Below are 13695 nucleotides of genomic sequence, written 5' to 3' on the forward strand. Positions count from 1 at the left end.
GGTAAACGTCACCACGACGTCGTCGAGTCGCTTGCGGGCGGCGGTGAGATCGACGCCCGTGAGCGATGCGGCATTCTCGTCGAGAAACGGTTGCGCGCGGAGCAGCGCATCGAGTACAGCATTCTCTTGATACTTCATAATCTCCTCTCGTTTGGTTGATGGACGCGGACAAAGCAAGCGGCCACCGTGCGCGCCGGTCGCGGTGGCCGAGGAAATGGAAGTGCGGTGTGGCGACGTGAGGACGTCGCCGGCGGTTTGGTTCATCTCAACGGGGGCGGTCGTGCCCTGAGCGGCAGCGTGGTCAACATGGTTGGCGAGGGACGAGAAGTGGTTGGTGAGGAGTGCGATGTGAACGGCGGCGCATCACATGGCTTCTGGGATTGTTGCTATTGCCGTCGGCAACGGTGCGACGCGATGTGGGATGATCGACATGGACTCGCGGCGTTGTCGATCTCGTCGGCGGAGTGATGGATGTCGTCGCCGGAGTTGTTGATCTCGTCGGCGAAGTGAGTAGTGTCAGCTATAGTCCGATCACCTCGAGCTGGACATCGGTTCATCTCGACGGTGATCGCGTGAGTCCCTCGCGTACAGGGTGAGACGCCACCTGTACGGCGAGCAGAGGACTCCGAACGGCGGTGAATTCGAGCGGGACGTCGCGCTATTGCACCCAGACGCGTGTGCATTCCTGCTGTACAGCCGCGCATTCCTGCTGTGCAGCCGCGCATTCGTGCTGTACAGCCGCGCATTCGTGCTGTACAGCCTCGCATTCGTGCTGTACAGCCTCGCATCCCGGCTGGACAGCCTCGCATCCCTGCTGGACAGCCTCGCATCCCTGCTGGACAGCCTCGCATCTCTGCTGGACAGCTTCGCATTTGTGCTGGACAGCGTCGCATCCTTGCGGCGACGCAGTCACTTCAGTCGGGACCGAGAATCATCTCTTCCGGACGGCTGTTGATCCGTGCTGGACGATGGTCAGCTCCTGGTGGACGGCCGTTCATTCCTCCGGCACGACGAACGATTCCCTCGGGACACCGATCCGTTCGAGCGGGACGAGTTGCATTCTCGCCTGTACACCGATCAATTCGACCGGCACTGCTCTTCGTTTCATCTGGACAGCCATCAATTTGTCCGGTACGAGCGTTCGTTCCGTCGGGACGAAATGGAGACTCTTCGATACAAGATTCAACGCTCGCGGTACGCGATTCCATTCGATCTTGTCGGTGTCGCGATACGAGTGGCGGCCCTGATCATCGAGCGAACGAAACGTTCGCGGCGGTTGTACGCGTCTCAGTTTGCGCGGCACGAGCTTCTAATTCCTCGCCGCAGCTCGTCGCGCTCGGTGGATCCGCCTCATGCTCGTCGGTACGGCGAAGCGATCGACTGGCGACGCGTCAGGGTGAGCACTTCGAATTACTCTGTTTGTGAAAAGCTGGATACCGTTGACGGCAGATGGCGCGGATGAAAACAAAAAAAAGCGACTCGCCACTCATTCGGCGAAGCGTTCCGCCCGGCGGCGTTCCATCGCGAAGACCGTGATTGCGTCTGGCCGTCCGGAAGGATATAAGGAGCGATAGTTTCCCTCCTTCGAGGCGCCAGTGATCAGGGCTCGATTGCTCACCCTCGCGAGCGCGGTCGGCTCGCTCGTCCTCGCACCGAACGCATCACCGCAAGGCACGACCGCAGTCGTCGCGCTCCGCGGCGCCACCGTCCACACCGCCGCCGGTTCCGTCATCAAGAACGGCGTCGTCCTCATTCGGGATGGCAAGATCGCCGACGTCGGCGCCGGAATCTCGATTCCCGCGGGCGCCCAGGTCGTCGACGTCTCGGGACGCGAGATCATCCCCGGGATGGTCGACAACCATTCCCACATCGGCGCGGCGCCCGAGGACCTCAACGAGCAAGCCGTCTCGTTTGGCCCGCAGCACCGCATGGTCGACGCGCTCAATCCCGACGACCGCGGCTGGAAACCCGACGCCGATGCCGGCGTGACAACGGTCGTCACCGGTACGGGCAGCGGTGAGGTCTCGAGCGGTGAAGCAGCAGTCGTAAAGACCTGGGGACCCGACTTTCAGAAGCGCATCCTCAAGGAAGCCGGCGGGCTCAAGATCGCAATGGGACGCAAGCGTCCCGATCGTCCACCCTCGACGAGCCCCGCGGTCACCTCCGGACTCCGCGACATGTTCATCCACGCGCGCGAGTACATGGACGCGTGGAACCGCTGGGAAGCGGGCGGCAAGCAGGGCGCGCCCCCGCCGCGCGACCTCGGCATGGAGACCGTCGCACGCGTGCTTCGACACGAGGACTACGTCCGCGCGCACGTACACTCGGCGGCGGATATCATGGCGCTCCTCAAGCTCAAGGACGAATTCGGCTTCGACCTCGCGATGCATCACGCGACGGAGGCGTACAAAGTCGCTGACGAGATCGCGAAACGACACGTCGACGTCGTCGGGATGCCGCTATTCGTGCGCATCGGGCTCAAGGAAGAGATCATGCGCAGCCCGGTGACGCTCTGGAAAGCGGGTGTGTTGTACGCGTTTCACACCGACGACCCCGTCGTGCAGGGCAAGTGGTTTCGATACTGCGGCGCGATGGCCGTGCGCTATGGGTTGCCCGAAGAGGAAGCACTCAAGGGCCTAACGATCAACGCCGCGAAGATCGCGCGGGTATCCAACCGCGTTGGCTCGATCGAGAAAGGAAAAGACGCGGATATCGTCGTTCTCGACGGACCGTGGTACGAGCCAAAGACGCGCGTCGATCTCGTTTACGTCGATGGCAACGTCGCGTACGATCGCGCGAAGGAGGGAAAATGATACGGGCAGAGGGTAGTGGGTCGGGGGCGGAGTGTCGTGGGCGGCGCGTCATGGCGGCGCTGGCTGCCTGTGCGCTCGTTGTACCGATGATTTCGCGCGCGCAGGATACCACCCGCAACACTTCGCGCTCTGCCCTCCACGCAATAGCCATTCGGAACGCAACCGTGCTCACCATGAGCGGTCCCGCGCTACGCGGGGCAACGGTGCTCATGCGCGGTGGCAAGATCGCCGGCGTCGGGACGAACCTAACGATTCCGTCGGACGCGACGATCGTTGACGGGACGAACAAGTACGTGATGCCCGGTCTGATCGACGCGATGACATACTTCGGTATCGATGCGCAGGACCTCGCCGAGGCGAGCGATCCGATCACGCCGGAGCTGCGTATCATCGACGCATATGATCCGACCGGGATGGGTTTCGCGAGCGGCGCGGGCCCGCTCCGCGCAACGGAGCTCCTCACCGGCGGCGTCACCGCGCAGTACGTCGGGCCGGGTGACGCAACAGTCGTCAGCGGCCAGGGCGCGATCGTGAAGACAGCCGGCCAGAGTCTCGCCGACATCACCGTGAAGGAGCCGGCGGGAATGGACATGTCCGTCGGCGCCGGGCCGACGAAGACGTTCCGCGCGAAGAATCGAACGCCGAACACGCACCCGGCCGTGATGTCGCTGCTCCGACAATCATTTATTCGCGCGCAGGAGTACGACCGTGCCTGGCAGGCGTACAACGCGCGGCCCGACTCGGTTCGCGCACGCACGGCGCCGCCGAAGCGCGAGCAAGGGATGGACGCCCTCGTTAGGGTCCTTCATCGCCAACTGCCGGCACGCATACAAGCCAACACGGTGACCGACATCCGCGGCGCGATGCGGCTCGCGGACGAATTCGGCTTCGATCTCGTGATCAATGGCGGCGCGCAGGCGTATCAGATGAAAGCGGAGCTCGCCGCGAAGAAGATCCCCGTCGTGCTCGGGCCGATTTCAAATCCGTTCATCTCCGGCGACGAGATTCCCGATCTCAAGGAGTATCCCGCGCCTGACGAGCGAAACACGGCCTGGCTCCATCAGGCGGGCGTCCCCATCGCCATCGCGAGCTACTCGCACGGGCTCGGCGGCCTCGCACAGCCGATCACGGGCAAGTGGCTCCTCATCGACGCCGCGCTGGCGCAGGGTTACGGATTGCCGGAGGAAGAAGTGCTGCGCGCGGTCACTTTGTATCCGGCGCAGATCCTCGGCGTCGCGAATCGATTGGGCAGTCTCGAGAGCGGCAAGGACGCGGACGTGATCATCCTCGATGGCCCGCCGCTGAGTATGAAGACGTGGGTGGAAAGTGTGTACGTAGGCGGCGAGCTGGTTTATAGTCGCTCGGGGTCGGGCGCGGTGCTCGCCGGAGAGCAGCGTCGCCCGTAATAGCCAACTGTCATCCGGAGCGAAAAGCTCAGGATAACAATCCCGCCCTCTACCCTCTACCCGCTACCCGCTACCCTCTACGCGTTCCGATCGATGCACCCGTGGAAGTTGGGATTGTTCCTCTCACTGATCGGGATGATGATGTTGACGTCCGTCCCGCGCATGAGATTGTCCTTGTGATACGCCCCCGTCGGAAAGACCGTTTCCGGTCCGCGCCCGTACTGCCTGACGAGCCGGCGTAGATCGCCGAGGCGATGGCCGGTCATGAAGAGCCAGAAGGCGCGCTCGTGGAACATGAGATCGACGCGCGCCGTCGCCGTTCCCGGGTCCGTCAGCGGTGCGAGGCCCGACACCGTCGCGCGCGCGACATTCAGCTTCGCGAGCCAGGTGGTGGCGTCGCCAACGGCCAGCGCTGCCTCGGCCTCGATGAGTCGGGCTTCGATCCCGCTCGCCTGCACGACCGGTGAGGAGAGACTGTTGTACTCCAGGAAACGAATCATCGGCGTCACGCCGTCGAAGCGCGAAAGGCCGCTACTCTGAACCGGCAGACGCGGGTCGTTCGCCGACGCGAAGTTGAGCCCATTCTGACCCTCGGTATCCGAGACGGATAGTCGGTCGGCGTTGAAGATGTCCGTGAACATGTAATTCTTCTCGCGGTCGGTCGCTACGCTGTGGTATGTCTGGTAGACGAACGACGTCGGGACCGCGGCGACCGCGGCGGCAGCGGCCGCGAAGTTGGCTTGGTCCACGAGCGTCCGCCCGCGCAGCACCGCCTCGAGACTCGTGACAGTCGGATCGCCATTCGCGTTCGACTTCGCCTGATCGAGCCGAGTGATCGCGCGTGCAAAGATCGCCGCGGTCGTGAGCGGCTGCCCATAGACGAGGGTGGGCTGGGTCGTGCTGAACGGCACCCCCGAGCAGTAGTCCTCGGCGAGCAGGATGTGAACGAGCGCCGAGATCGCGTACATCTCGCCAATGCGCGGGTCCTGCTTGTTGAACTGCGTGAGCGCCGCGGCAGCGCGCTCGGCGCCCTCGCGCGCGCGGTGCAGGTCGAGATACATCTCCTGCCACGCGTCCGCTTCCTCGCGCACGTTGCGGAGATCCATCTGCTTCACTTCTGGGGGCGTCCCGCCGAAGCGGGCTTCGTCGGTGAACCACGCACCCGCCTCGACGAGGGCGGGGCCGGTGAGGCCGCTCCCGTCCACCGACAGTGCGAAGTCGCCGATGGCGCCGTTGTACAGGGCCGCCGCGCCTTGCGCGGTGTTCACTGCGCCCGGGTCGATCACGTCTGGGTTCTCCGTCTGGAGCAACGAATCTGCCTTGCACGCGGCGATCGTGAACGCGACGGCGACCGAGAGGGTCGCGCCGAACGCTGCTCGCGCGAATGTGATGGTCTTTCTCATGAGACGCATCCTCTCTTAGAAGCCAAGGTTCAGGCGCACCGTGTAGATGCGCGGCGGCGCGAGCTGAACGAAGTTGTACACCGCGGCATCGTCGCCCTGGGTTGCGATTTCCGGATCCCAACTCGTGAATTTCGACCACGTCGCCAGGTTTCGAGCCGTTAGGCGCACGATCGCCGACGTGGCGCGAAGACGGGCGACGTAACGCTCCGGGATGTTGTAGCTCATCGACAGCTCGCGGAACTTCCAGAAGGACGCATTCTCGATGTACGCACCGATGCCATTGCCGCCGGCGATCGCCTTGGCCTGATCGAACAAGGACGCCGAGGGATCGTTGATCGCGCGGCAGTTCTGCGTCGGCACGCACTGGAACCACTCGTTGACGTTCAAGTTTGCGAAACCTGCGCGCCGATCGAGCAAGCCGGAGATGGTAAGACGCTTGAACAGCGTCAGGCTGGGGGAGAAGGAAAGCGTTCGCGTCGGCACCGTCGAGCCGCCGAAGAGCGTCGAGTCCGAGACCGTGACTTCGTTCGGCTCGATGATGCCGTTGTGGTTCGCGTCGCTGTAGGACGTCATCTGCGGCCACCAAAGGCCGAAGAGCGGATAGCCGACGCGATTCTGGTAGCCGAAGCCGGTGATGGGCGGCAGACCACCGAGGTCGACGAGCTTGTTGCCATTCTGCGAGGCTTCGACGTTCAGGTCGAGAGCGATGTTCTGCCGGTCGACCAACCGCCCGTTGAGCGAGAGCTCGACCCCTTTGTTGGTGACGACGCCGATGTTCTCGATGCGCGAGACGGTCGCACCTAACGAGCCTGGCAGCACACGCTGGATCAGCGCGTCCGTCGTGCGCTTGTTGTAGTACGTGAGCTGGAGGTTGGCGCGTTTGCCGAGGAAGCCGGCGTCGAAGCCGCCCTCGAACTCCTGCGAGCGCTCCGGCTTGAGTGCGTCGTTGCCCAATCCAGCGAGCGTGACCGCCGGCTGGTCCACGCCGAAAATTGCCGTCGTGATCGGCGAGAGATATTGCAGCGCATCGGTCGGTCCGGGCTGCTGGCCGGAGACCCCGTATGCGCTCCGGAATCGCAGCTCATCGAGCCAGCGCAGAGCACGGAGCCCGCTGCCGTTGTCGATTGCGACCCAGGACGCAGAGATCTTCGGATAGGTGGCCGACCGATTCTTCTTGCCGAAGGCGCTGTTCTGATCGTAGCGCAGCGCGCCAGTAAGGAAGAATCGCTGGTCGAGACCGAACTCCTGCTCGACATATTGGCCGAGCGTCTTGCTTTCCACGGTCTTCTCGCCCGAGCTCTTGATCGCACCCGCGTCGATGCGCGTGATCCCCGGCGGGAAGACGTTGGCGGTGTTGAGCGTGCCATCGAGCTGGTCGCGAATGAACTGCACGCCGACAGAGGTCTTTGATTCGATGCGGCGCGTGAGCTCGCGCGTCGCCGTCGCCCCGAAGTCAGCGGTGTATTTCGCGCTCACGAACTTGTTGATCGTGCGCAGACCCTCGCGATTCAGATCGCAGATCGTGCACCCTTCGCCGGACGCGTTGTTTGCCTCATCGGAATAGCCGACGTAATCCAATCCGAGCGTGCCGCGCGCCGCGAGGAAGCTCCATGGCCGCCAATTACTCTGCAGGCTGTTCGTGAAGCGACTGTCGCGGCGATAGATGACGTCCGCGAACCCCTCCGCCGGCCGCGCGAACCCCCATGGATTGCTCGCCTTCGCGGGATTGGCGCTGCCGAAGAGCGCGGCGCCGAGGATGCCTTGGGTGTTGTCGCCCGTCTGCGGCAAGCGATTGTCGCTGTTCACGAAGCCGCTCGACAGCGTGACGTCGACGTTGTTGTTGAGGATTGCACTGAGGTTGCTTCGGAGATTTAACCGCTGCAGCTCGTTAGGGTTGAGCTGCTCCCCAGGCAAAATCGACACACCGCGCTCCTGACGAAGGAACGCTTGCTCCATCTGCGGCATACGGAGCGTACCATCTTCATGATCAGCGGCACCCGAAACAAAAAAGCGTACCTGCTCCGAGCCACCGTTGATCTGGATGCCGCGCTCGGCGCGGTAGCCGGCTGCGAGCGGCGTCGTGCCCGCGTCTTGCAGCAGGTTCCGCGAGTAGAGTTGCGTGATCGTGCACTGATTCTCGGCCTGCTGCCACGGCAAGCATTGACGAATGCCGCCTGTCGCCTTGTCGGTGCCCTGCGAGTAGTACTGGCCGGGATAATCGGTCACGTCCTTGTTGTAACCTTCTTCGTCGTAAAGCAGCCACTGCGTGCGACCCGGCTTCGCATGCTTCGTCGTTATGCGAATGACGCCATTCGCCGCTTGTGTGCCGTACAACGTCGCTGCCGACGGGCCCTTCACGATCTCCATGCTCTCGATCTCGTCGGGATCGATGTCGTTGAGGAACGAGGGATGACCGCCGCCGACGTATACCGTGCCGTCGAGTCGGGGCGAGCTCGTCTCGACCTTGATGCCGTCGACGTAAACCAGCGGGTCGTTCGAGAGCGAGGCGCTGCTCAACCCGCGGATGCGAACGCGCGATCCCGAGCCGACGGTGCCGTTCTGTTGTATCAACGTCACGCCGGAAACCCGGCTGTTGAGCAAATCCTGCATGTTCGTTATCGGCGCGCTCTCGACCACCTTCGCCGCGTCGACCTTGGCGACGGTATTGCCTAGCTCGCGCGTGCGTTGCTCGCCGGTAGCCGTCGTCACCACTTCCTCGAGCACGAACGGAACGTGGCTGACGATGAAATCCGCGGTCGTCGATTGACCGCCAACGATGGCGACAGTGCGCACTGCCGGACCATATCCCACACGGTTGACGCGGACTTGATGGGTGCCCGCCGGAATGGCGCGGATCGTGTAGACTCCCGAGTCGTTCGTGACTGCGCCGAGACTCGAGCCAGTAACCACGACAACGGCGCTGGGTACCGGTTGACCGTTGGACTGATCGGTGACTCGGCCCGTCAGGCTACCCTGGCGCGACACCCCAGCCTGGGCGTGCACAGTAGCGACAGCAGCGACGGAACAGAGAACCGCGACGACGAGTGAGCAAGTTCTCATCGATGACCTCGAAGCAGGGGAGAGGTCGGGCCCGCGGCGGCGCGAGGCAGTGCTAGTTGGCGCGAACTTGAAGCGCCAAACCCCTGTTTGGCAATAGATGTCTCAGGGACGGCACGGCTCGTTGGGGTGGTGAGGCGCTATCTACTGATGGCCAGATGCCGCTCTTCGCACTCCCTCACGATCATATCGACTCCCATTAGTCGCCGAGATCGCGGAGCTGAGAAGGTGTGAGCGACCAGCGAAGCATCGCCTGGCCTTTCGCCGGCGCGCGATCGAAGCGGAGCAGGCACGCGGCTCCCTTTTTCAGCTCGACGCGGGTGTCGTCGCCGGCCGTCATCAGCCAGGTCACGAGGCCACTCAAGTGTGGCTCGTGCCCGACCACGCCGACGGTACGGTCCGCGTCCTCGTTAGGTAACATGGCTCCCTGCAGCCACTCGAGAAATTCGTCATATGATCGATCGGGCCGCAACGCCTCCACGATCTCGACGCGCGCAACGCCGAGCGCCGGCGCCACGATCTCCGCCGTTTCACGTGCGCGGACGAGCGGGCTCGATGCAAGGTGCGCGAGCCGCCCGATAACAGCGCGCAACCCCTGCGCGCCGCGACGCATCTTGCTCCGGCCCTCCTCGGTGAGGGGACGCAGGTCGTCGTTACGGCCCGTCGCCGCGAATCGCTCCTTGTCCTCGGCGATGGCGTGCCGGATCACCAACAGATTCATATATGAAGGGCCTCGTACCGTAGCGGCTATCGCTCCGCGCTCAACGCTCCGCGGGCCGCATCCAGCATCTCCCGGACCTTCGCCGCCAGGAAGTCCGGACGGAAGGGTTTGCCGAGGAAGCCGACCGTGGTTTTGCGCAGACCCTGATGAAGGATCGCGTCCTCGGTGTACCCGGACATGAAGAGCACGCGCGTCTCGGGTCTGGTGCGCCAGAGCTCGAGCGCGAGCTCGCGTCCGCCGAGGTTCGGCATCACGACGTCGGTGACGAGAATGTGAATCGAGCCCTCGTACGATGCGCTGACCGCGAGGGCCTCCTCGCCGTCACCCGCGGCAAGGACGCGGTAGCCGAGCTCCTCCAGCACGCGCTGCAGGACCTCGCGCAACGCCTCGCCGTCCTCGACGAGCAGCACCGTCTCGCCCGCCTCGCTGCGCAGGCATCCTTCCGAGCCTAACGGGCGCCGCTGCCCGGCTCCCGCGTTGGTATTCTCGACGGAGAGAGGCGTTAGGCGCCGCGCCACTACGCGCGGCGGCACCCCTTCTTCTCCGGTAGCGACCGGGAAGTAGATGCGGAAGGTCGTGCCGCGGCCCAGCTCACTATCGACTTGAATGTTGCCCCCGGACTGCTGAACGATGCCGTAGACCGTCGCGAGGCCGAGACCCGTCCCCTCGCCCTGTCCTTTCGTCGTGAAGAAGGGCTCGAAGATACGCTCCCGCGTCTCGTCGTCCATCCCCAATCCGGTGTCGCCGACGGAGAGCAGCACGTAATGGCCGGCGGAGACGCCTGGATGTGCCGCGGCATACGCCGAGTCCAGAAATGCCTCGTCGGTCTCGATACGCAGGAGGCCACCGTTAGGCATCGCGTCGCGCGCGTTCACGGCGAGGTTGAGCAGCACCTGCTCCATCTGCGCGGGATCCGCGCGGAGCGTCGATAGAGTCGGGAAGGCGCGCGTCTCGATGCGAATGCCCGTGTCGATCAGGCGGCGCAGCATCTCCTGCATCCCGGCGACAATGTCGTTCAGGTTGAGCAGCTTTGGCTGGAGAAGCTGCTTCCGGCTGAACGTGAGGAGCTGATTGGTGAGCGCGGCCGCCCGCACGGTGGCGTTGTAGATCTCGTCGACGTCCGCGCGCCGCGCGTTGCCCTCCTCGACGCCCTGCCTGAGCAGCTCGCAGTAGGTCCCGATCACGGTAAGGAGATTGTTGAAGTCGTGTGCGACACCGCCCGCGAGGCGTCCGATGGCTTCCATCTTCTGCGCCTGTCGTGTCGTCTCCTCGCTGCGCCGGAGCATCTCCTCGTGCTGCTTGCGCGCCGTGATCTCCCGCGCGACGATGAGCACGCCCGTGACCCGCTCCTCCTCGCGAATCGCATTGCAGGTTACCGCATACCATCCTGGCTCGCCCTGAGCCGTTAGGCGAAGCTCTCGTTGGCGGCTCTCGCCGTCGGCCGCCGCGTTGACGTCGGCAGCGAGCATTTCCCGGTCGTCCTCGTACGCGAGCAGGGCAACCTGTCGCCCGATCAGTCCAGACCCTGCAGAAATCCGAGGCCTCCCGCCATTCTCCCCGTCCGGCCTAGCGATCTCGGTTCGCATTGCGTACAGTCGCGCCGCTTCGTTGGCCGACACGATGGCCCCGTTTCGGTCGGCACTGAGAATCATGTCGGGTGCGGTTTGCATGAGCAGCTCGTACCGCTCTCGCGTGCGGCGCATCACGCGCACGAATGTGAGCTGCACCATCCCGAAGGTCGCGATTATCGTCGTGCCGAAGAGCGCGACCGCGAGCGCGATCGCATAGTTCTCACGCAGCGGCGGAAGACCGGCGAAGCCGACGGGAGTGATCACTCCCATTGTCTCACCGGCTATGAGTGCGTTGAAGCAGCACAGCGCGTAGAGCGCGGCGTATTGGGCGCGCCGCCGCGGAAGCGTGGCGAACGCGAACGTGACACCGAAGGCGACGAGCGTCACCGCGATCCACCAGCCGCCGCCGATCATCGCGCACGCGAGCGTCACGATCGTCGCGTCGAGATAGTACGAGACAGTCTGCACGAGATCGGCGTCATTCGCCGATCGAGCGCGTCGCAGCACGAGCCCCGCGAGGAACGTGAGCGCCATCCAGAGCGCGAACACCGCGTACACCCACGGAGACGCGCGCAAGCCCGCGATCTGGAACACCGCCGTGACGACGGTGAAGAGCGCAATGAGCACACGCCGTCGAGAGGCGGCCAGCTCGGCGCGAGCGACGGCGAGAGCGAAAGCGGTCTGGGACATGGCGACGGGATGCGGCAGCGAGGGAGGAGGACACGCTCCTCGGACCTGCCGTTGATTCACAGACGTTTGCCGCCCTGCACCGTCACAGAGACTCACGCTCCGAAAGCGTGCTCTTTTGTCGGTGAATTCCTTTATCGAAGGACGTCGGCGCTATGACACCCGGCCAGCTTCCGCGACTGCCGCCGGCGACGATTCGGCAGCGATCGAAAAGGAGAACGTGCTTCCTTCGCCCGGGGTGCTCTCGAGCCACATCCGGCCGCCATGGGCCTCGATGATGCCTTTGGCAATCGATAGGCCGAGTCCCGTGCCGCGCTTGTTCGCGGTGCGTCTCGCGTGCCAGTAGCGATCGAAGACGCGTGGCTGATCGGCGACCGGAATGCCCGGACCCGTGTCGGCCACCGCGAAGGCCACGCTGCCGCCGCGCGACTCCGCACGGACGGTAATTCGTCCGCCATCGGGCGTGAACTTCAGCGCATTCCGCAGGAGGTTGCTCAGCACTTGCACGATGCGTGAGGCATCGACGTTGAGGGCGGGAAGTTCTGCCGGCGCGTGCGAGGACAGCTCGATCCGCCGGCCGCTCGCTTCGACCTCGAACATCCGGAGCGCCTTGCCGACGATCGACGTTGCACTCTCCGGATGCCGCTCGAGCGACAGGCGCCCCGCCTCGATGCTCGCCACGTCGAGCAAGTCCTGGATCAGGCGATTCATCCATTCCGTCGACTGTACGATCGTCGTTAGTAAGTTCTCACGCTCGGCGCCCTCGGGCCAGTTTTCCCGGAGCGCGCTTGCGCACATCGCGATCGCGCTGATCGGGTTGCGCAGATCGTGCGACACGACGCCCAGGACCTGGTCGCGACCCTCGGTGGCGCGGCGCGCCTCGCGGTACAGCCGCGCGTTCTCCAGCGCAAGCGACGCGTGCGACGCGAATTTCTCGGCGAGCGCTCGGCTGTCCGGGCCATACGGCGAACGGCCGTTCAGCGCGAGAAGGGTCAGCGCGCCGAACGTTCGCTCACCCAACGTCAGCGGCACGACGAGCATCGAGCGAACGCCAAGGCGCTGCCATGTCGTTAGGCTCATCGAATCGTCTTCGTGGGCCTCGAGCCAGGCGTCGTCGACCTGCTCGACGATCTCGGCTCGGCCTCGTCGCATCACGTCGACGGCGGGCGCGAGCGAATCCCACGTCAACTCGCCGCCCGACGTGAGCGCGCTCCTGACCTCGTCGCGGGCTGGCTCAGCGCCGTTGGCCACGCGCCGCACGAACTTCTGCCCGTCGAGCACGTCGACGATCGAGGCATCACCCAACATCGGCGTCGCGCAGTCGGCAACGGTCTGCAGTACCTCCTCGAAACCTAACGACGCAGAGAGCCGCGCCGAGGCGTCGGCGAGGAAGTGCTCGCTCTCCTGCGCGCGCCGCCGCTCCGTGATGTCGCGGACGACCGCGGTGAAAACGCGGCGCCCTCCCGGCAGATCCAGCTTGGAGATCGAGGCTTCGGCGGGAAATTCCGATCCGTCGCGACGGCGGCCCGCGACCTCGCGCCGATGTCCCATGCGTCGCGCCGATTCCGCGGCGCGCCCGAACTCGGCGACGAATGCATCGTGACGCGGCCGGAATCGCTCCGGCAAGAGCGCGTTCAGGTGTTGGCCCAACGCTTCGCTCGACGACCAGCCGAAGATCTCCTCCGCGCCCTTGTTGAAATGGATGATGCGATGCGATTCGTCGATCGTGATCACCGCATCGGCGGCGATCGCGAGAATGCCCACGAACATCGCGTCCGACGCGTGGCGCGCCTCTTCCAGCCGCTGTCGCTCGGCGAGGAGCGTCCGAACCGCTCGCTGTCGATACAGGGAGAAGCCGACCGCGGCAGCGGCGCCGAGCACTGCGAAGAGTCTGAGCCACGCGGCCCCGTCCGCACCATTCGCCAGTTCCCGCAGCGTGACCCCTAACGGGAGGACCAGGACCGCGAGAGCGATGATGAGTGCAATCGAGACCGCGCGGATTTTCAGGAGCGGCATGCGCGCGAGGGCAGAGTCGGT

10 protein-coding genes are annotated in these 13695 nt (G+C 64.6%); 4 read left to right on the plus strand and 6 right to left on the minus strand.

Annotation, left to right across the window (positions count from 1 at the left end; genetic code table 11):
• Positions 1–225 precede the first annotated feature (225 nt).
• Positions 226–468, plus strand: coding sequence for a hypothetical protein (locus VGH98_14645; protein ID HEY2377211.1), 243 nt, complete (start codon positions 226–228; stop codon positions 466–468).
• A 124-nt stretch (positions 469–592) separates the two neighbouring features.
• The gene (locus VGH98_14650) at positions 593–955 is read left to right on the plus strand and encodes a hypothetical protein (protein HEY2377212.1); all 363 of its coding nucleotides are present in this window, start codon (positions 593–595) and stop codon (positions 953–955) included.
• A gap of 39 nt (positions 956–994) precedes the next feature.
• Here VGH98_14650 and VGH98_14655 read toward each other — a convergent pair whose 3' ends face one another.
• Positions 995–1303: a hypothetical protein gene (locus tag VGH98_14655; GenBank protein ID HEY2377213.1), complete on the minus strand. Its 309-nt coding sequence runs from the start codon at positions 1301–1303 to the stop codon at positions 995–997.
• A 292-nt stretch (positions 1304–1595) separates the two neighbouring features.
• On the opposite strand from VGH98_14655, the gene VGH98_14660 reads away from it, so the two are divergent.
• Positions 1596–2813 carry an amidohydrolase family protein gene (locus VGH98_14660; protein ID HEY2377214.1) on the plus strand — a complete coding sequence of 406 codons (1218 nt, stop codon included), beginning with the start codon at positions 1596–1598 and terminating at the stop codon, positions 2811–2813.
• A gap of 173 nt (positions 2814–2986) precedes the next feature.
• A complete protein-coding gene (locus VGH98_14665) occupies positions 2987–4219 on the plus strand; it encodes an amidohydrolase family protein (protein ID HEY2377215.1) in 1233 nt (410 codons plus the stop codon).
• Between the two features lie 77 nt (positions 4220–4296).
• Here the strand turns inward: VGH98_14665 and VGH98_14670 are convergent, their stop codons facing one another.
• The 5 genes from VGH98_14670 to VGH98_14690 form a co-directional block, all read right to left on the minus strand.
• Positions 4297–5622: a hypothetical protein gene (locus VGH98_14670; GenBank protein ID HEY2377216.1), complete on the minus strand. Its 1326-nt coding sequence runs from the start codon at positions 5620–5622 to the stop codon at positions 4297–4299.
• A gap of 15 nt (positions 5623–5637) precedes the next feature.
• A complete protein-coding gene (locus tag VGH98_14675) occupies positions 5638–8682 on the minus strand; it encodes a SusC/RagA family TonB-linked outer membrane protein (GenBank protein ID HEY2377217.1) in 3045 nt (1014 codons plus the stop codon).
• Positions 8683–8878: 196 nt separating this feature from the next.
• Positions 8879–9400 (minus strand): histidine phosphatase family protein, encoded by a 522-nt coding sequence (locus VGH98_14680; protein ID HEY2377218.1) that lies wholly within the window; start codon positions 9398–9400, stop codon positions 8879–8881.
• A gap of 26 nt (positions 9401–9426) precedes the next feature.
• Positions 9427–11661, minus strand: coding sequence for an ATP-binding protein (locus tag VGH98_14685; GenBank protein HEY2377219.1), 2235 nt, complete (start codon positions 11659–11661; stop codon positions 9427–9429).
• A gap of 150 nt (positions 11662–11811) precedes the next feature.
• Positions 11812–13674, minus strand: a complete 1863-nt coding sequence (locus VGH98_14690; protein ID HEY2377220.1) for an ATP-binding protein — start codon at positions 13672–13674, stop codon at positions 11812–11814.
• Positions 13675–13695 lie beyond the last annotated feature (21 nt).

This window comes from Gemmatimonadaceae bacterium (genome assembly GCA_036496605.1).
Taxonomy (GTDB): Bacteria; Gemmatimonadota; Gemmatimonadetes; order Gemmatimonadales; family Gemmatimonadaceae; genus AG2.